The organism is Microbacterium wangyouchuni (assembly GCF_051546305.1).
Lineage (GTDB): Bacteria > Actinomycetota > Actinomycetes > Actinomycetales > Microbacteriaceae > Microbacterium.
On record NZ_JBPTMA010000002.1, the window covers coordinates 440,898 to 459,266 of the forward strand.

Annotated in this window: 12 protein-coding genes and 2 tRNA genes; 9 read left to right on the forward strand and 5 right to left on the reverse strand. The window is 64.9% G+C overall.

From position 1 onward, the window contains the following. Positions 1 to 11: 11 nt before the first annotated feature. Complete coding sequence (gene nudC, locus ACSS7Z_RS05455; RefSeq protein WP_438253467.1) at positions 12 to 887, forward strand: NAD(+) diphosphatase; 876 nt, start codon at positions 12 to 14, stop codon at positions 885 to 887. Further along, the gene (locus ACSS7Z_RS05460) at positions 884 to 2,605 is read left to right on the forward strand and encodes an ATP-dependent helicase (RefSeq protein WP_438253468.1); all 1,722 of its coding nucleotides are present in this window, start codon (positions 884 to 886) and stop codon (positions 2,603 to 2,605) included. The genes nudC and ACSS7Z_RS05460 overlap by 4 nt, the downstream gene beginning before the upstream one ends. An 823-nt stretch (positions 2,606 to 3,428) precedes the next feature. On the opposite strand, the gene ACSS7Z_RS05465 is transcribed toward ACSS7Z_RS05460, so the two are convergent. Further along, positions 3,429 to 4,796: a zinc-dependent metalloprotease gene (locus ACSS7Z_RS05465; RefSeq protein ID WP_438253469.1), complete on the reverse strand. Its 1,368-nt coding sequence runs from the start codon at positions 4,794 to 4,796 to the stop codon at positions 3,429 to 3,431. Positions 4,797 to 4,913: 117 nt separating this feature from the next. On the opposite strand from ACSS7Z_RS05465, the gene ACSS7Z_RS05470 reads away from it, so the two are divergent. Then, on the forward strand, positions 4,914 to 5,999 hold the full coding sequence (locus ACSS7Z_RS05470) for a YlbL family protein (protein WP_438253470.1): 1,086 nt from the start codon (positions 4,914 to 4,916) through the stop codon (positions 5,997 to 5,999). 57 nt (positions 6,000 to 6,056) lie between these two features. Continuing rightward, the gene (locus ACSS7Z_RS05475) at positions 6,057 to 9,008 is read left to right on the forward strand and encodes a UPF0182 family membrane protein (protein WP_438253471.1); all 2,952 of its coding nucleotides are present in this window, start codon (positions 6,057 to 6,059) and stop codon (positions 9,006 to 9,008) included. 163 nt (positions 9,009 to 9,171) lie between these two features. On the opposite strand, the gene ACSS7Z_RS05480 is transcribed toward ACSS7Z_RS05475, so the two are convergent. Both ACSS7Z_RS05480 and ACSS7Z_RS05485 read right to left on the reverse strand, forming a co-directional pair. Further along, positions 9,172 to 9,248: transfer RNA gene (locus tag ACSS7Z_RS05480), tRNA-Met, on the reverse strand. 155 nt (positions 9,249 to 9,403) lie between these two features. Beyond that, positions 9,404 to 9,477: transfer RNA gene (locus ACSS7Z_RS05485), tRNA-Met, on the reverse strand. A 68-nt stretch (positions 9,478 to 9,545) separates the two neighbouring features. Between ACSS7Z_RS05485 and ACSS7Z_RS05490 the strand changes: the two genes are divergently transcribed. Further along, entirely contained in the window at positions 9,546 to 10,349 is an 804-nt protein-coding gene (locus tag ACSS7Z_RS05490) for a carbon-nitrogen hydrolase family protein (RefSeq protein WP_438253472.1), read from the forward strand. A gap of 31 nt (positions 10,350 to 10,380) precedes the next feature. Here the strand turns inward: ACSS7Z_RS05490 and ACSS7Z_RS05495 are convergent, their stop codons facing one another. Next, on the reverse strand, positions 10,381 to 11,583 hold the full coding sequence (locus ACSS7Z_RS05495; protein WP_438253473.1) for an aminotransferase class I/II-fold pyridoxal phosphate-dependent enzyme: 1,203 nt from the start codon (positions 11,581 to 11,583) through the stop codon (positions 10,381 to 10,383). Positions 11,584 to 11,681: 98 nt separating this feature from the next. Here ACSS7Z_RS05495 and ACSS7Z_RS05500 point away from each other — a divergent pair, with 98 nt between their 5' ends. The 3 genes from ACSS7Z_RS05500 to ACSS7Z_RS05510 all read left to right on the forward strand — a co-directional run bounded on the left by ACSS7Z_RS05500 (position 11,682) and on the right by ACSS7Z_RS05510 (position 15,896). Beyond that, positions 11,682 to 13,139, forward strand: a complete 1,458-nt coding sequence (locus tag ACSS7Z_RS05500) for a S1C family serine protease (RefSeq protein ID WP_438253474.1) — start codon at positions 11,682 to 11,684, stop codon at positions 13,137 to 13,139. Positions 13,140 to 13,209: 70 nt separating this feature from the next. Then, the gene (locus ACSS7Z_RS05505; protein WP_438253475.1) at positions 13,210 to 14,463 is read left to right on the forward strand and encodes a CDP-glycerol glycerophosphotransferase family protein; all 1,254 of its coding nucleotides are present in this window, start codon (positions 13,210 to 13,212) and stop codon (positions 14,461 to 14,463) included. Further along, positions 14,460 to 15,896, forward strand: coding sequence for a CDP-glycerol glycerophosphotransferase family protein (locus ACSS7Z_RS05510; RefSeq protein WP_438253476.1), 1,437 nt, complete (start codon positions 14,460 to 14,462; stop codon positions 15,894 to 15,896). Before ACSS7Z_RS05505 ends, ACSS7Z_RS05510 begins: the two co-directional genes overlap by 4 nt. A 37-nt stretch (positions 15,897 to 15,933) precedes the next feature. Here the strand turns inward: ACSS7Z_RS05510 and ACSS7Z_RS05515 are convergent, their stop codons facing one another. Next, positions 15,934 to 17,007, reverse strand: a complete 1,074-nt coding sequence (locus tag ACSS7Z_RS05515) for a glycosyltransferase family 2 protein (RefSeq protein WP_511261848.1) — start codon at positions 17,005 to 17,007, stop codon at positions 15,934 to 15,936. Positions 17,008 to 17,056: 49 nt separating this feature from the next. Here ACSS7Z_RS05515 and ACSS7Z_RS05520 point away from each other — a divergent pair, with 49 nt between their 5' ends. After that, a complete protein-coding gene (locus ACSS7Z_RS05520; RefSeq protein ID WP_438253477.1) occupies positions 17,057 to 18,346 on the forward strand; it encodes a CDP-glycerol glycerophosphotransferase family protein in 1,290 nt (429 codons plus the stop codon). Positions 18,347 to 18,369: the final 23 nt, after the last annotated feature.

The following is an 18,369-nucleotide window of genomic DNA, read 5'->3' on the forward strand; positions in this document are numbered from 1 at the left end:
AGAGGGAGTCGATGACAGTTCGTACCGTGTTCGATCGTGCAGGACACATTCGCGACGAGCCGGGCATCCTCGACTCGCTTCGCACATCTGATGACGCGCAGGTCGTTGTCGTCCGAGAAGGACGCGCGCGGGTCGAGGATGACGCACTGCTCACCGTCGCACCCTCCGAGGTCGGTGAGGCCGAGTGGGGCCTGTTGGGAAGACGCGAAGACGGAACGATCGTGCTGGTCGCGGCCGCCGCTTCGCTGACCGACTCCATCGACGCGGCTCCCGCAGAGACCTGGATGGGCCTGCGCGATATCGGGGGACTGCTCGACGCCGAGAACACGGAGATGCTGGTTGCAGCTGTAACGCTCGCGTCCTGGCTACGTGACGCTCGGTTCTGCACCATGTGCGGCTCCGAGAGCGAGCTGCGCCAAGGCGGTTGGTCACGTCGATGCGCGCAGTGCGCGCTCGACCTTTTTCCTCGTACCGACCCAGCAGTGATCGTCGCGGTGGAGAGCGAAGACGGCGAGCGGCTGTTGCTGGGCGCCAACGCGAACTGGCACGGGCGGATGTACTCCTGCTTCGCCGGATTCGTCGAAGCAGGCGAGTCACTGGAATCGACCGTTCATCGGGAGATCGAAGAGGAAGCCGGGGTGCTGTTGCACAGCGTGCGGTATATCTCCTCGCAGCCGTGGCCGTATCCGCGTTCGCTGATGATCGGATTTCGGGCGACAGCATCTGAGGAGCGGGACGCGCGAGCAGACGGCGAGGAGATCATCGACGTTCGCTGGTTCACCCGCGAAGAGATCGCCAGTGCGCTGGCCGGCGATGGTCCGGTGGGGCTGCCCGGCCCGGCATCCATCGCGCGAGCGTTGATCGTGGACTGGTACGAGTCGAAGTGAGCGCGCTGGACGGCCTCGACGAACATCAGCGCGAGGCAGCATCTGTGCTGCGTGGGCCCGTGGCGGTCCTCGCCGGCGCTGGCACCGGTAAGACCCGGGTCATCACGCATCGGATTGCACACGGGGTGGACACCGGAGCGTACTCGCCCAACCGCGTGCTCGCGCTCACCTTCACCTCGAAGGCCGCCGGGGAGCTGCGGGGACGCCTGCGGGCCCTCGGCGTGCAGGGCGTCGTCGCGCGCACGTTCCACGCGGCTGCCCTTTCACAACTCAATTTTTTCTGGCCTACGCTCGCGGGTTCTCCCGCGCCGAGCATCATCGATAACAAGGTTCGCGTGCTGGCACAAGCGGGGGAGCAGTTGCGGATCCGACTGGATACCGCGACCCTGCGGGACGTGGCCAGCGAGATCGAGTGGCGCAAGGTCTCGATGCTCTCCATCGAGCAGCACGCGGCCCTGGGACGATCGGTGGGTCGGGTGAACACCGAGCAGCTCGCCGAGCTGCAGCAGGCCTTTGAGATGCTGAAGGACGATCGTCGCCAGCTCGACTTCGAGGACGTGCTGCTGGCGTGTGCTGGGATGCTCGAGGCCGAGCCGCGCGTCGCGGCGTCTGTGCATGAGCAGTACCGGCACTTCACCGTCGATGAGTTCCAGGACGTTTCGCCGCTGCAGAATCGTCTGCTGGAGCTCTGGCTGGGGGAGCGCCGCGACCTGTGCGTGGTTGGCGACGCCAGCCAGACCATCTACTCCTTTGCCGGCGCCGATCAGAAGTACCTGCTCGATTTCGGTCGCACCTACCCGGATGCCACGGTGGTGCGCCTGGAGACGAACTACCGTTCCCAGCCGCCGATCCTTGCCGCCGCCAACGCGCTGATGAAGGGCCGCCCCGGTGCGCTCGAGCTCGTGGCGGCACGGGAGTCGCTGACCGCGGACCCGCCCACGATCACCGCATACGACAGCGAAACCGACGAAGCCGCCGGGGTCGCGAAGGCGGTTGCCGCGCGCTTGAAGTTGGGTGCGGCAGCCTCGGAGATCGCGGTGCTGTACCGGGCGCATTCGCAGTCTGCTGTCATCCAGCAGGCGCTGGCACAAGCAGGAATCGCGTCCACAGTGCTGGGCGGGAAGCGCTTCTTCGATCTGCCGGAGGTTCGTCAGGCGGTGCTGGCGCTGCGCGGAGCATCCGTTGCTCCGACCGAGCGCGGGTTCCTGCCTAACGTGCGTCGGGTGATGCGCGAGATGGGACTCAGCGACGAACCGCCGGCAGCCGGAGGTGCCCAACGCGATGGCTGGGAAGCCCGGCGGGCGATTCTTCGCCTGGCCGAGGAAGCCCCGGCCGAGACCACGCTGCGCTCGTTCAGCGACACGCTGATGGCGCGGGCTAAAGATCAGCATGAGCCGGCGATGGAGACGGTCACGCTGTCGACGCTCCATGCGGCAAAAGGCTTGGAATGGCCGCACGTGCATGTGGTGGGGTGGGCGGAAGGTGCGCTGCCGATCGGCTACGCCACCAGTTTCGAGTCCATTGACGAGGAACGGCGGCTGGCCTACGTGGGCATCACGCGCGCTGCGCGAACGCTTGATCTCTCGTGGTCGCGTGCGGCCGGTCACCGGGAGCGGCAGCAATCGCGGTTCGTTCAGGAGATTGGAACGACTGCTCGCGGCACCGGCATTCTGCGTGAAATGTCACCGCGTGCCACACGCGGCGTCCGTCGGGGCTGATCCGCACGCTCTTCGTGCGTTTCGCATTCCCCGACTCGGTGAGGATTCGGGCCACGAGCACGGCAGCTTCGGCAGCGCGTGCGCCGGTGATGGGAACGGATGTCGCGGCGACCAGTTGCGCATGCATCGCCGGCCAAGCGGGGTCGCGGTCTCGTTCGTGCGCGTCGCGGCAAGCCAAGCAAGCCGTGCGACCGGGAACGATCAGCGGCCCGATCGTGGTGCCGCCCGGTTCGAACGCCACCGGCACGTGCGGCAGATCATCGCGCAGATAGGGGACCAACTGGTGTGCGGATGCTGCGCCATGCACCAGAACGATCCCCACCGCACCGACCGCTGCCCGTTCAGCAGTGACGAACCCCTCCTCTGCCAGCGCGCTCTCCAGTCGCACCGGCACGCGTGAATCCGCGACGTTGAGGTTTTCGATCCATACCGGTGGCGGGCTGGGGCTGTCGGTGCACAGCACAGGACGCAGCTGGCGCAGTAGTTCGCGCGCGGCCTCTCTCGGCGCGCCGTTCGCATGGGCGATCACATCGAATGTGCGTCGGCGGAAGCCTGTGCGCATCGCCTGCAGCAGCGGTTCGATCCAGGGCTCGGACAGCGCAATCAGCACGCGGCCTTCGAGACCGAATTGCACGGTATCGGCATCGCGCCACAGCAGCGGGTACGCCGGATCGAGGCGTGTCAGCGTCGGCGGCGTGATCGGGGGCATGACCCGATTCTGCTCACTCCGAGGCCGCCGCGGGACGACAAAGCGTGATCAGTGGACAACTCTGCGCATCGCCTGATTGTGCAGATCGAGTGGATGCTGCGGCGATCCGGCCGGTCAGACCGGAGTCTCGCCACCCTGGTTGCCGCTGCCGTCGGTGAAATCCTCGCCGTCGAGCAGACGGGCCAGAGCCTCATCGAACTCGTCGGCTGCCGGCTCTTCGCCCCGGGCACGCGCCTGGAGGCGTTCGATCAGCGCGGTGGGGTCGTCGATGTCCGCTGCTGTCGGCTGCAGATCCGGGTAGTCCCAGAGAGAGTCGCGTGCGGCCATGCCGACGGCATCCGTCACCTTGCGCCACATGTCGGCCGCCTCGCGCATGCGACGCGGACGCAGTTTCAGCCCGACCAGCGCTCCCAGAGCATCCTCGGCCGGCCCACCGACCGCCCGTCGACGTCGAGCGGCCTCAGCCAGACGCGCACCGTCCGGGAGACGTGAGGTCGCCTCATTCGTGACGACATCCACCCAGCCATCGATCAGCGCGATGATGTTCTCCAACCGGGTCAGCGACTCGCGCTGCGCCTCGGTCTGAGCTGGCAGCAGTTCGCCGCCCTCGATCGCTGCGCGCAGCTCTTCAGGGTTGGAGGGATCCAGCCTGCTGGCGACGTCCTCGAGTGCTTCGACATCGACGGTCACACCGCGGGCGAAGTCGGTAATCTGCGACATCACATGCAGGTGCAACCATTTCGCGTGCCGGTACAGCCGCGCGTAGGCGAGCTCTCGTGTTGCGAGGTACAGCGAGATCTGGTCTTCCGGAATCTCGAGTCCGGTGCCGAAATCGGCGATGTTCTGCGGAATCACGGCAGCAGTTCCAGCCGGAAGAACCGGGATGCCCACATCACCACCGGAGACGACCTCGAGCGACAGGTTGCCGAGCACCTGCCCGAATTGGGCGGCGAACACGGATGCGCCGAGACCGCGCATGAGCTTTCCCGCACCCTGGATCGCATCGCGCATGTCTTCGGGGACCTGGGTGTCCAGTGCTCCGGTGAGTGCATCTGCGATGCTGGTCGAGACGGGACCGGCAATCTCTTTCCAGACCGGAAGCGTCTTCTCGACCCACTCGCCGCGCGTCATCGCCTGCGGAGCCTCGGACAGTTCCGAAATGGTCGTCGCCTCACCGAGCCACAGATTCGCGAGCGCGAATGCGTCGACAACGGACGAGCGAGATCCGTCGGTGATCCCCTGCCCTTCCTGGTTGGCGATGTGCAGTGCCTGTCGCAGAGTGTTCTCCCACGGGTCACCGTTGAACGCGCCCTGCAACTGCTGCATGAGAGCAGCCATCATCGAAGGATCGAGGTTGATACCGTCGGGGCCGCCCAACGCGTTCTGCAACGCGCTGAGATCGAAGTCTCCGCCACCCTCGCCGGACATCATCTTTCGGAGGAACTCCTGGAAGTCCTCGGGGTTCGGTTCGTTGTCTGCCATGTCGGTCGCCTCTCAGCACGTCGCTAGCCGTGCCATCTACGCTAGTTGCAGGCGTCCCTTAGCGGCCCCATCACAGGAAGATCGCTGTACGCCGGTCGCGAACGACGGAGGAACCACTTGTCTCAATCCCGCACACCCCGGGTCGGACTCGGCGTCTGGGCGCTCATCGTCGCGCTCATCGCGCTTGTCGTGCTGACGTTCCTGCCGACGCCTTATGTGATCCAGCGGCCGGGCCCCGTCTACGACACGCTGGGAACCGCGACCAGCAGTGACGGCGAGCAGGTGCCGCTCATCGCGATCGACGGCGCGGAGACATTCGAGACCAGTGGCAGTCTGAACCTCACGACAATCGAGGTGGTCGGCAACAGGGAGCGCACACCGTCCTGGTTCGAACTCGCTCTGGCCTGGATGGACTCCTCGCGCGCGGTCGTGCCCATCGACGCGATCTTCCCGGAGGGTCTCACCAGCGAGCAGCGCAATGAGAACAATGCGCTGATGATGGTCGATTCGCAGCACGAGGCGACTGCGGCAGCGCTGCATCATCTGGGCTACGACACCGGTGCTGCCGTGCAGATCTACTCAGTGATCGAAGAATCACCATCTGAGGGCTTACTACTCGAAGACGACGTGATCACGGCGCTGGACGGTGCTCAGATCCAGGATGCCGAAGAGCTGCGCGCTGGCATCCAGGAGGCGAAGGGCAACCCGGTGCAACTGACCGTACTGCGCGATGGAGCGCAGAAGCAGGTTGAGATCACACCCGAGCTGGGCACCTCGAACGGGGTCGACACCTGGCTTGTCGGCATCCAGCTGATGACCACATACGATTTCCCGTTCGACGTGACGATTCAGCTCGACAACGTGGGCGGTTCCAGCGCCGGAATGATGTTCGCGCTCGGGATCATTGACGAGCTCACCTCCGGTGAGATGACCGGCGGCCAAGACATCGCCGGTACCGGCACGATCGACGCCGCGGGTCAGGTCGGACCGATCGGGGGAATTCGCCAGAAGCTGTACGGTGCCCGTGATGCCGGTGCGGACTATTTCTTGGCGCCGGAATCGAACTGCGCTGAGGTCGTCGGTCATGTTCCGGACGGGTTGCAGGTGATTCGCACATCGACGCTGGAGGAGTCTGTGAGCGCGGTCGAGGTGATCGCCGCCGGCGGCGATGTCGAAACGCTGCCGACGTGCACTGCATCGTGACCGCTCTGACACCGTAAGCACAGCCGACACATACGTGAGGGCACTTAGGATGGATAGGTGACCACGACCTCGGCGCCGAATCCGGCCACGCCCAGTACCTCTCGACGAATACTCACCATTTCGTTGGTGATCATCGCGGCGATCATCGCTGCGTTCTTCGTCTTCGCCTCGCTCTACACGGACTTCCTCTGGTTCAACCAGCTGCAGTTCGCCAACGTGCTGACGACGCAGTGGCTGGCCACGGCGGTGATGTTCGTGGTGGGCTTCCTCGGGATGGCTGTACCGCTGTTCGTCGTGATTCAGCTGGCCTATCGTCTGCGTCCGGTATATGTGCGGTTGAGCTCGCAGCTGGACCGGTACCAGGAGGTCATCGAGCCGCTGCGCCGACTGGCCATGTGGGGCATGCCGATCTTCTTCGGTCTCTTCGCCGGCTTTGCCGCATCGAGTAACTGGCAGACGGTATGGCTGTGGATCAACGGCGGCAGCACTGGTGTCACTGATCCGCAGTTCGGCATGGACACCGGCTTCTACCTCTTCGCGATGCCGTTCTACTCGATCCTGCTGGCCTTCGTCTCGGCTGTTGTGCTGCTGAGCCTGATCATCACCGCGCTGGTGTCGTACCTCTACGGTTCGCTGCGCATCGGTCAGGGCGAGCTGCGTATTTCCAAGCCCGCTCGCATCCAGTTGGCGATCCTCGCCGGGCTCTATCTGCTCGTTCAGGCAGCCAGCCTGTGGCTCGACCGGTACAAGACCCTGGTCGCTGAAGAGGACCGCATCACCGGAGCTGCCTACACGGCGGTCAACGCCACGATCCCGGGTATGGCGATTCTCGCGATTCTCGCGATCCTCGTCGCAATCCTCTTCTTCGTCACCGCGATCATCGGTCGCTGGCGCTTCCCGCTGGTGGCCACCGGCCTGCTGATCGTCGCATCGCTCGTCGTGGGCATGGGCTACCCGTGGGTTGTCGACACCTTCCAGGTGCGCCCGAACCAGAACAGCTTCCAGGCCGAGTTCTACCAGCGAAACATCGACGGCACGAAAGCGGCCTACGACATCGCCGACCTCGAGGTCACGCCGTTCAAGGCTGCTATCGATGCCGAAGCCGGCCAGCTTCGTGAGGACGCTGAGACCACGGCATCCATCCGCATCCTCGACCCGAGCATCATCAGCCCGACGGTGCAGCAGCTCGAGCAGTTCCGTGGCTACTACCAGTTCAAGGACACCCTCGACGTCGACCGTTACGAGATCGACGGTGAGACACAGGACACCGTGGTCGCCGTGCGCGAGCTCGATGTCGACCGTCTGGGCGACAGCAACAACTGGAACAACCGCACCGCGGTCTACACCCACGGCTACGGCCTGGTGGTCGCCGCGGGTAACCAGCGCACCAGCGAGGGTGAGCCGGTGTTCCTTGAGCGCGGCATCCCGACCTCTGGATTCCTGAGCAAGGGCGAAGAGTTCGAGCCCCGCGTGTACTTCGGTGAGGACTCGCCGCTGTACTCGATCGTCGGAGCGCCGGAAGGCACCGATCACGTCGAGATCGATTATCCGCGCGGTGAAGACGGCGCCAATGAGACCAAGACGACCTTTGAGGGTGACGGCGGTCCAGAAGTGGGCAGCACGTTCAACAAGCTACTGTTCGCGCTGAAGTTCCAGGAGGCGGAGATCCTGTTCTCCGACCTGGTCAACAGCGATTCGCAGATCCTCTACGACCGCAACCCGGTCGACCGTGTGCAGAGCGCTGCTCCGTACCTGGAGCTCGACAGCGATCCGTACCCGAGCGTCGTCGATGGCCGGATCGTCTGGATCGTTGATGGCTACACGACCAGCTCGACGTACCCGTACTCGACGAGCGTCAGCCTGTCGGATGCGATCGCCGATTCGAACTCGCAGGCGCAGACGTTCGCGCTCGACGACATCAACTACATCCGTAACTCGGTCAAGGCCACGGTCGACGCCTACGACGGCTCGGTGACGCTGTACGCCTGGGATGACGAAGACCCGATTCTCAAGGCCTGGCAGAAGGTGTACCCCTCGACGGTGCAGCCCATCAGCGAGATGTCAGCTGATTTGATGAGCCACGTGCGGTACCCGACCGACCTGTTCAAGGTGCAGCGCGAGATCCTCGAGGTCTACCACGTCGATACTGCGGGCTCCTTCGCCCAGCAGGACAACCGTTGGCAGACGCCCAATGACCCGCGTAACGCCAACCAGCTGCAGCCGCCGTACTACCTGTCGATGCAGATGCCCGGCCAGGATTCGCCGCGCTTCTCGATGTTCTCGACGTTCATCCCGGCATCCGCTCAGGGGACGACCAGTCGTAACGTGCTGATGGGCTACCTGGCGGTCGATTCGGATGCCGGAGCGACTGCGGGGGAGAAGGCAGAAGGTTACGGCCAGCTCCGGATGCTGGAGATCGATGCCGATACGACGGTGCCGGGCCCCGGTCAGGTGCAGAACACGTTCAACTCCGATCCGGATGTCGTGCGAGAGCTGAACCTGCTGCAGCAGGGTGAGTCGCAGGTGAAGTACGGAAACCTGCTGACCCTTCCTGTCGGTGGTGGTCTGCTCTACGTGCAGCCGGTGTACGTGCAGTCGTCTGAGGCGGCTGGCACGCAGTTGCCGCTGCTGCAGAAGGTGCTGGTCACGTTCGGCGACAGCATCGCGTTCGAAGACACGCTCACTGCGGCTCTCGATGAGATCTTCGGCGGCGACTCCGGTGCGAGCGCTGGCGATGAAGAAGTGGAGCCGGCTGACCCGGATGGCGGCACTACGCCGCCAGATGAAGGCACGACGCCTCCTGCAGAGGGTGGCGAGGAGCCGCCCGCTGAGGGTGGCGAGGAGCCCGTTAGTGGCGACGCTCGTGAAGAGGCGCTCGCGGATGCGAAGCAGGCTCTCGCAGACCGTGACGCAGCTTTGAAGTCCGGCGACCTCACCGAGTTCGCCGAGGCAGACAAGCGCCTCACCGCCGCGATCACCACGCTGCTGGAGCTCGAAGCAGCCGAGTAGCCCCCGCGGGCTGCAAACAGAAGAAAGTCCCGACTGAAACTTCGGTTTCCGTCGGGACTTTCTTCTTCCCCTGCCGGCTGTATGCCGGCGCGGTCACTTCCCCCGTGGAAAGCAGAAGGCCCCTGATCTGGATTACTCCCGATCAGGGGCCTTCGTGTCGCGTTGGTTGCGGGGGCAGGATTTGAACCTACGACCTCCGGGTTATGAGCCCGGCGAGCTACCGAACTGCTCCACCCCGCGGCACGTTGAACAGTTTACGTGACGTTCAGGGTGAAGACCAATCGGGCTCGACAGCGGGGGTGTCGGCGGAGCCGGGAGCATGTTCGAGGCAAAGCAAAAGGCTCCTGATCTGGGATAAATCCCTGATCAGGAGCCTTTTGTGTGTCGCGTTCTCGTTGCGGGGGCAGGATTTGAACCTACGACCTCCGGGTTATGAGCCCGGCGAGCTACCGAACTGCTCCACCCCGCGGCACGTCTTATAGCTTAGCACGCGTTTTCTGCCTCGCTCGCCGCCGCCGGGTACGCGAAGATGGGGGCATGTCTGAGATTTCCGCAGTCGCCGTTTCCGTGTGTCAGTTCAGTCCCACTGCCTCGCGCGCAGACAATCGTGAGCGCATTGCGGCGCTGACGGCGGATGCCGCGAGCCGAGGCGCGCGCCTGGTGGTCTTTCCGGAGTACGCCAGCTATTTCAACGACCCGATGGATGACTCGTTCTCCGCGAACGCGGAAGCTCTCGATGGTGAGTTCGTCCGGCATCTGCAGGCGACAGCATCCGTGCACGGCATCACGATCATCGCGGGACTCGTGGAATCAGCGGGGGAGCGCGTACGCAATGCACTTGTCGCGGTCGACGCGACAGGTCTCAGAGCCGTGTACCGCAAGCAGCACCTCTACGACGCCTTCGGACAGACCGAGTCGGACTGGATCGAAGCTGGTGAGATCACCGAGCCGCAGACGCTCGATATCGACGGCCTCCGCATAGCGATGATGACCTGCTACGACCTGCGATTCCCTGAGGTCGCGCGCACGCTGGTGGATGCCGGGGCGGACGTCATCGTGGTGCCCGCCGAATGGGTGCGAGGACCGCTGAAAGAGCACCACTGGACCACGCTGCTCGCAGCGCGCGCAATCGAGAACACCGTGTATGTCGTCGCCGCGGATCACCCGGCCCCGATCGGCGTCGGGCACTCGCAGATCATCGACCCGCTGGGCGTTGTGATCGCCGGGGTCGGTAGTGCGGAGGGCATCGCGACCGCCCACCTCGAGCAGCAGACCATCGTCCGGGTGCGCGAGATCAACCCAGCCTTGAGGCTGCGTCGTTACACCGTCGCACCCCGCTGAGGTCGCACCCCGCTGAGTGAGACTGAGGAGCTCAGAACTCCGCGGCCGCCAGTCGGGCTGCCGCTTCTTCGAGCACCTCGACCCGTTTGCAGGCCGCGAAACGGACGAGGCCGGCATAGTCGCCCTGGTGCTCGGTGCTGACGAACGCGCTCATCGGAATAGCGACGACTCCGGACTTCTCCGGCATAGCCCGGCAGAATGCCGCAGTGTCTGCACCGCCGAGGGCGGTGGCATCCGCGACGGTGAAATAGCCGCCCTGAGGGGCGAACACCTCGAAGCCGGCGCTGCGCAGCCCTGCGCCGAGGATCTCGTGTTTGCGGGCGAGAGCGGCGACGGCATCCGAGAAGAAAGAATCAGGCAACCGCAGACCCACCGCGATCGCCGGCTGGAATGCGGATCCGTTCGCGTATGTCAGATACTGCTTGACCGTCAGCACTGCGGTGATCAGGTCGGCCGGCCCGTGCACCCAGCCGATCTTCCACCCCGTCGCCGAGAAGGTCTTGCCGGCAGAAGAGATCGTGAGCGTCCGCTCGGCAGCGCCGGGAAGCGTCACCAGCGGTACATGCGGAGCGCCGAAAACCAGATGCTCGTACACCTCATCGGTCACGATGATCGCGTCATGCTGATGCGCGAGGCGGATCACCTCGGCCTTCACCTCGGGAGTGAACACCGTACCGGTCGGATTGTGCGGGTCGTTGACGAGAATGATGCGGGTGCGGTCGGTGACGGATGCCGCCAGCACCTCGAGATCCGGCTGAAAGTCGCCTCGGCGCAGCGGAACGGTGCGCAGCCGGGCCCCGGCGAGGGCCACAGCCGCGGCATAGGAGTCGTAATACGGTTCGAAGACGACGACCTCGTCGTCCGGCGAATCAATCAGCGCCAGCAGTGTTGCCGTCAGTGCTTCTGTCGCCCCCGCGGTCACGATCACCTCGGTTGCCGGGTCGATCTCGAGCCCGTAGAACCGATGCTGGTGCTCGCTGATCGCTGCCAGGAGGTCGGGAAAGCCGCGGCCGGGCGGGTACTGATTGACGCCGGCAGAAATGGCGGCGCGTGCGGCTTCCAGAACTTCGGCAGGACCGTCCTCATCCGGAAAGCCCTGACCGAGGTTGATCGAACCGGTTCTCACCGCTGCCGCAGACATCTCTGCGAAGATGGTGGGCGCAACGACGCCATCGGGGGAAAGCAGACCGGCTCCAGCCGCAGTGCGCCGCCAGGCGCCAGCAATAGCACTCATGTAACCCAGGCTAAGGCCATAGCGGACACTCATCGCGACCATAACGAACGCACAGGTACACGCGGCACTCTGAGAAGGCGTTGTTGAAGGAGCAGACTATGAACGAAGACAACATTCCCAACGAGTCCACGTCGCCCGAGCAGCCTGCGCCGCAGGTACCGGGCAACACGGGCTCCGGACACGAGATCCCCACCGCTTTCACGTCGCCGATCGCGCCGTACGCGCAGCCGACGATGTCGTCGATGCCGTCGTCGAATCCGCAGGGCGCAGCCTTCGGCATTCCGACTGCGGCCTACCCGTATGGCACCGGCCACGAAAGCACCGTCCCGATCGCGCCGATCGAGAACAATGCTGCGCCGCAGAAGAAGTCGTTCGGCGCTGGCAAGGTCGCAGCCCTCATCGTGGCGGCCTCGCTCGTCGGTGGCGCAGCGGGGCTGGGCACGAGTTACCTCGGCAACACGCTGTGGGCGCAACCGGCCGGGACTGCGGCGAGCGGCCCGGAGAGCATCACCGTGAACAACCCCGGATCGGTCAACGAGACCACAGCGATTGCCACGAAGGTGCTGCCATCGGTCGTCACGATCGAAGCGGCCGGTCAGAGCGAGTCCGGCAGCGGATCGGGCGTCATCCTCAGCGAGGACGGTTACGTGCTGACCAACACCCACGTTGTGACCTTGGGCGGTGCGTCCGGAGATGCCGCAATCCGCGTCACGACCTCAGACGGACACCTGTACGACGCGTCGATCGTCGGTACCGACCCGATCTACGATCTCGCGGTGATCAAGCTCGAGGATGCTGAAGACCTGTCTCCGATCGCTTTCACTGATTCGTCCGAAATCAACGTCGGCTCCACTGCCGTTGCGGTGGGGGCACCGCTCGGGCTGTCGAACTCGGTCACCACCGGTATCGTCAGCGCGTTGAACCGCAGCATCCAGATCGCGTCGTCGGCACTGCCTGAATCGGCGGATCAGGATGCCCCGGAAGAAGAGTCCGGCCAGGACAGCCCGTTCCAATTCGATCTGCCCGGTACGACGCAGCGCGGAGCGACGCAGAACATCTCGATCTCGGTGATCCAGACCGATGCCGCGATCAACCCCGGAAACTCCGGTGGTGCCCTGGTCGACAGCGAGGGCAAGCTCATCGGCATCAACGTCGCGATCGCCACAGCCGGCGGGTCTGGCGGCGAAGCCGGATCGATCGGTGTCGGCTTCGCCATACCGTCGAACATTGCACAGCGCGTGGCCGACGAGATCATCGAGAACGGCGCGGCCACGCACGGTCTGCTGGGTGCGACCGTGCAGGATGCGTCCTCTGTCGAGGACGCGGACGTTGCGGGTGCCTATATCGTTGACGTCTCGCCCGACGGCGGGGCTGCGGCGGCCGGCCTGAAGAAGGGCGACATCGTCACGAAGTTCAACGGCTTCCCGGTCAGCGGTGCCACTGATCTGACCGCGCAGGTGCGTGGTGCGGCGGCTGGCAGTGAGGCGACCGTCAGCTACGTCCGTAACGGCAAGTCGTTCGAGGCGGATGTGACGCTCGGAGAGCTCGTGCTCTGAGCGTGCTCAGAGGCTCAGAACAGCCGCCAAATTCTCAGAGAAGGACGCCATCCCGCGATAGGCTCGCGGGGTGGCGTCCTTCTCTTTCGGCTCCGGCAATGTCGCGAAGCTCTTACGCATTCCGTTGTATGCCGTCGGGCGCATAGGCACGCTTCTGGTGCCACGTGGAGACCGTTGGGTGTTCGGCTGCGGTGCCGGCATCGGCGACGGTGCCCTGGCTCTGTGGCGGACCGCGAGCGCGGAGGGTCATCGTGCCGTGTGGCTGACTTCGAGCGATCGTGAGCGTGCGGATGCCGCTCGCCTGGGGATCCGCACGGTTGTGAAGTCGTCGCTGCGTGGCTGGTGGGAGACCGCACGGGCAGGAGTCCTCGTGGTCACGCACGGTCTCGGCGATGTGAACAGATACGCCGTGGCGGGCGGGTTCGTCGTGCAGCTGTGGCACGGGATTCCGCTCAAGCGCATCGGACTCGATTCACCTGCGACGACCCAGGTCCCGAATGTTCCGGGGGCGGCGCTGCTGCGTCGACTCATCGGTGTGCTGTACCGGGGCGCCGCTCAGCGCATTCGTGTTCTGCCCGCGGCATCCGATCGCTCGCGCGGACGACTGGAATCGGCGTTCGCGCTGGGAGACGACCGTGTCGTCGTCACCGGCGAGCCGCGCGCCGATGTGCTCTCGGCCGGCGATGCGCACGAGCGGCGGTCGACGGCGTCTGCCCTGCTGACAGAAGCGGCCGGCGCACTCCCGAAGGGAGCGCGGACGGCGCTGTATGCGCCGACCTGGCGAGACGGTGCAGCAGATCCGGCAGTGCCATCCGCTGACGAATGGGTGCGCCTCATCGCCGTGTTGGAGAGCCAGAACACCGTGCTCTTCGTGCGATCGCATCCACTCGGCGCGGGCGCGTATCAACCGCCGCTTCCCAGCGGCCGGGTGCGGATGCTCGGCTCCGACGTGCTCGCGGATGTCACCCCGGCGCTCCCGGCTATCGACGTGCTCATCACCGACTACTCGTCCTTGGCGTACGACGTCGGCCTGCTCGCGATGCCGGTGCTCTACCTGGCTCCCGATGCCGCCCAGTATGCTCGCACCCGCGGGTTCTACGGCCGCTACGAGGATGTGGCCGGGGCCGACGCTGCGACGACCTGGACCGAACTGCGCGATCGTTTGGAAGCGCTGCTGAGCGATCCAGGCGTGTTCACGGAGCGGTCCGAACAATCCAGTACGCTCAGCGCACAGGTACATGCGTATCGCGATGGAGAAAACACCCGTCGCGTGTACGAAGTAATCCGCGCGCGGGGGATCCCCGCGCCGAAAGGAGCACGATGACCACCGCCCGCATCGATGAACAGACCGAGAGTCTGGTCATCGCCGGCACGGGGCCGAAGCCGGCCACGGCGACCCTCGAGGGGGCTCGTGCGTGCGTCACGGCAAAGGTCACCGGTGGTGGCAAGACCTGGAAGGCGACGTTCCCGTTACGGGCGTCGCGTTGGGGCGGGGCAGAGCTGCCGCTTCCCACCGGAGACTATGTGTTGCACGTCGACGGCGCCGATCTTGATGAGCTCGCGATCAGTCCGCAGGTGCTGACGAGGCTGCGGGTCGCGCAGTACGGCGCGCATGTCGATATCGCCGCCCCGCTCGACCCGTTCCACCAGACGCCCGAGGGTCAACGCGAGCTGGAAGAGCGATACGTCGCTCAGCCCGGTGGCGATGAGAACGCGATTTTCTTCGAGAGCTTCTACGGTCAGAGCGTCGGCTGCAATCCGCGCGGAATTGATCGTGAGATCGCGAGGCGAGCACCGGGTGTGACTCGGTACTGGAGCGTCGTAGACCTCTCGGTCGCTGTACCTGAAGGCGCGGTCGCGGTGGTCGAAGGTAGCCCCGAATGGTGGCGGGCCCGCGGGGCTGCGCGTCTACTCGTGGTCAACGACTGGCTGCGGCGACGGTTCGCGCGTAAAGAGGGCCAGCGGGTCCTGCAGACCTGGCACGGTACGCCCCTCAAACGGCTGGCGCTTCATCGCCCCGGGTTCGCACCGCGCCGGATGGCCGCAATTGTCAAGGAGTCTCGTCGATGGGATGTGCTGCTCGCGCAGAACACCTATTCCGAGCGCATTCTCAAGAAGGCATATGCGTTTTTCGGCAAGCCGGTCTGGACTGACGGGTACCCGCGAAACGACATGCTCGTGACCTCCGATGGCGCAGACATGCGGGCGGCGCTCGGCATCGGCGCGGACGAGCACGTGCTGCTGTACGCGCCGACATGGCGCGACGATCGTTCTGAGATCGTGGACTTCATTGATCTGCAGCGTCTGGCCGAGCAGACGGATTCTGTTGTGCTGGTGCGCGGGCATTCGCGGACACTGCGCCCGGGGCGCGATCAGGCCGGCGCGCGCGTGATCGATGTGACCGGGTACCCGGAGACGGCACAACTACTCCTTGCGGCAGACGCGCTCATCACCGACTACTCATCGGTGATGTTCGACTACAGCGTTACCGGTAAGCCGATGTACTTCATGGTCCCTGACCTGGAGCACTACCGCGGTGAACTGCGTGGCTTCTACTTCGAACTCGCCGAGCGGGCGCCGGGTCCGCTGGTGACGACGCAGGACGAACTCGTCGATGCGCTCAAGGACGACACGGTGCCGGGACGTTTCGCCGAGCGCTATCGCGCCTGGCAGAAGCAGTTCAACACCCGCGACGATGGTCGTGCCGCCGAGCGTGTCGTCTCCCGCATGCTCGACCTCGGCTACATCACGGCCTGACCGCGCGTCGCGCGGCTGGGCCGGTCACTGGGCGGCGCTAGGGCAGAGGGGTGTTCTGCGTGCCGAGGCGCGATGCATCCACCGTGTCACGCGCGCCGCGCAGCACACCGGTGAGAAAACCGATGCCCCAGGAGAGGTGCATCGTCGGAAGCACAGCGAGAGTCCAGATGCGCTCGCGCAGACTGCGCTCGCCGCCAGGGCGCAGCGCCATGGCGAGTACCAGCAGCACGTACAGAGCCAGCGGAAGATAGACGATGGATGCCAGCAACGACAGGATGCCGGACACAACGCCGGTGAGCTGCAGCACTGCGACGACCAACGCCAGTGCAACGTTCAGTACCAGCGCCGGAGGCGCGAAGAACCGCAGTCCGTTGCTGCGGCCGAAGCGACGCACGAGCTCACCACGCCACGCACCGGTCGCCCGGAACTGGCGAGCCAGGCGCCACCAGCTTTCGCGCGGCCAGTAGGTTACCGAGAGCTTCGGGTCGAGCCACACTTTATGGCCGGCCTGGCGAATGCGCAGGTTCAGCTCCCAGTCCTCACCGCGGCGGATCGACTCGTCAAAGAGTCCCACCTCGTCGAGTACCGAGCGACGCATGACGCCAAGATAAGCGGATTCCGCTTCGCCCTCGTGTGCGGTGCCGTGATAGGCGCCACCGCCCAGGCCGACGGCGGAGTTGTAGGCGCGCGCCACCGATTTCTGGAACGGGGTGCGCCCGTCCGCACGCATGACACCGCCGACATTCGCTGCTCCCGTGCGCTCCAGCGTCGCGAGCGCCTCGCGGGCGTACCCGGGGGACAGCTCGGAATGGGCATCCACCCGCACGATCGTCGAATATCTGCTCGCCCTGATCGCTGCGTTGAGCCCAACGGGAATGTGCGCCGCGGCGTTATCGACCAAACGGATGCGATCGTCTGACTCGGCCAGTCGCTGCGCGAGCGCTGTTGTGCCATCGGTTGACGGACCGAGCGCCAAAACGAGTTCGGTCGGGCCCTCCAGATCCTGGCTCAGCACAGATCTGACGGCATGTTCGAGGTAACTGCGCTCGTTCAGGACCGGCATGACAAACGACACACCGGTCACAGGTGTTGCCGAATCGTTCTCTACCACCCCCCGATCATGTCACGGAGACCCCACCATGCCTGCGTAGGCTGGACATGTGGGTGCTGTAAGAGATCTTCAGAAGTCCTTTCGCCTGCTGCGAAAGGCGCTAGCGTCGCGGTCCGCCGTGCAGCGCGTTCGTCGTACCCTCGCGTCGCGCCCGCGGCATCCGGCAGGTCATTTCAAAATCGCGGTCTACTTCGCCGATGGCGCGGTGAACATGTACCAGATGCGTCAGTGGTACCGCCCGCTGGCTCAGCTCGCGCAGAAATGGCCCGTCGTCGTCTTGGCCCGCAACGCCACAGGCGCCGAGAAGCTGCTCGAAGAGGACGCGCCGCCGGTGGCATTCGTGCCGACCGTGCGTGACCTGGAGCGGTTCATCCGCAAACAGGACATTCGCATCGTGCTGTATGTGAATCAGAACATGCGCAACTTCCAGATGTTCCGCTACGGCCGGCGCTGGCATGTGTTCATCAACCACGGCGAGTCCGACAAGATGTACATGACCACGAACCAGTACAAGGCGTACGACTATGCGTTGGTTGCCGGTCAAGCTGCTCGTGATCGACTGTCGCGCACTCTCTGGGACTTCGACATCGACCGTCGCACGATCGAGATCGGCCGTCCCCAGGCAGATCACTACTCAGGAGTGCTTCCCTACACGCCGGATGAGCGCACCGCGGTGCTGTATGCGCCCACGTGGGAGGGCGACCGCCCGAGCGCGTACTACGGTTCCATCGCCAGTCACGGCGAAACACTCGTGAACGCTCTGTTGTCAACCGGATCGCATCGCGTGATCTACCGCCCGCACCCGCGCAGCGGAGTGGTCGACGCCGCCTATGGTGCGGCGCACCGCCGCATCATCGCAGCGATTGCGGCCGCTAATGCCCGTGATCCGCGGGCGCATCACGTGCACGACGACGGTCCCGAGCTCGGCTGGCAGCTCGCTGCCGCAGACGTAGCGATCGTCGATATCTCGGCGATGGTCTACGACCGGCTCGCAGCCGGGAAACCACTCATGATCACCCGCCCGCTGGATGTGCGTGCATCGATCGATACGGCCGGTTACCTTTCCGATTGCGAATGGCTGACGGTGGATGCCGCAGCCGACATCGTCGCGGAAGTCGAACGCGTGCGAGCCGATGAAGAAGCGATCCTGAAGCTGCGGATGTGGGTTCAGCACTACTTCGGAGATACGTCCGCAGGAGTCGCGACCGAAAAGTTCCACGGCGCCATTGAGCAGCTCATGCAGAAGTGGGATCAGTGGCACCAGGCCGAGATCGGTGTGGTCACGGTCGACGAGGACGATGACGACGAGGAAGAGAAAGAAGAAGAAATCGGCGCGTGAAGCGCGCTGCATTCCTCCTGTCT

What these genes read in the sequence shown, in the direction of transcription:
- nudC (WP_438253467.1), top strand. Translation starts at nt 12, where the DNA reads ATGACAGTTCGTACCGTGTTCGATCGTGCAGGACACATTCGCGACGAG.
- ACSS7Z_RS05465 (WP_438253469.1), bottom strand. Translation starts at nt 4,796, where the DNA reads ATGGCAGACAACGAACCGAACCCCGAGGACTTCCAGGAGTTCCTCCGA.
- ACSS7Z_RS05490 (WP_438253472.1), top strand. Translation starts at nt 9,546, where the DNA reads ATGTCTGAGATTTCCGCAGTCGCCGTTTCCGTGTGTCAGTTCAGTCCC.
- ACSS7Z_RS05495 (WP_438253473.1), bottom strand. Translation starts at nt 11,583, where the DNA reads ATGAGTGCTATTGCTGGCGCCTGGCGGCGCACTGCGGCTGGAGCCGGT.
- ACSS7Z_RS05500 (WP_438253474.1), top strand. Translation starts at nt 11,682, where the DNA reads ATGAACGAAGACAACATTCCCAACGAGTCCACGTCGCCCGAGCAGCCT.
- ACSS7Z_RS05510 (WP_438253476.1), top strand. Translation starts at nt 14,460, where the DNA reads ATGACCACCGCCCGCATCGATGAACAGACCGAGAGTCTGGTCATCGCC.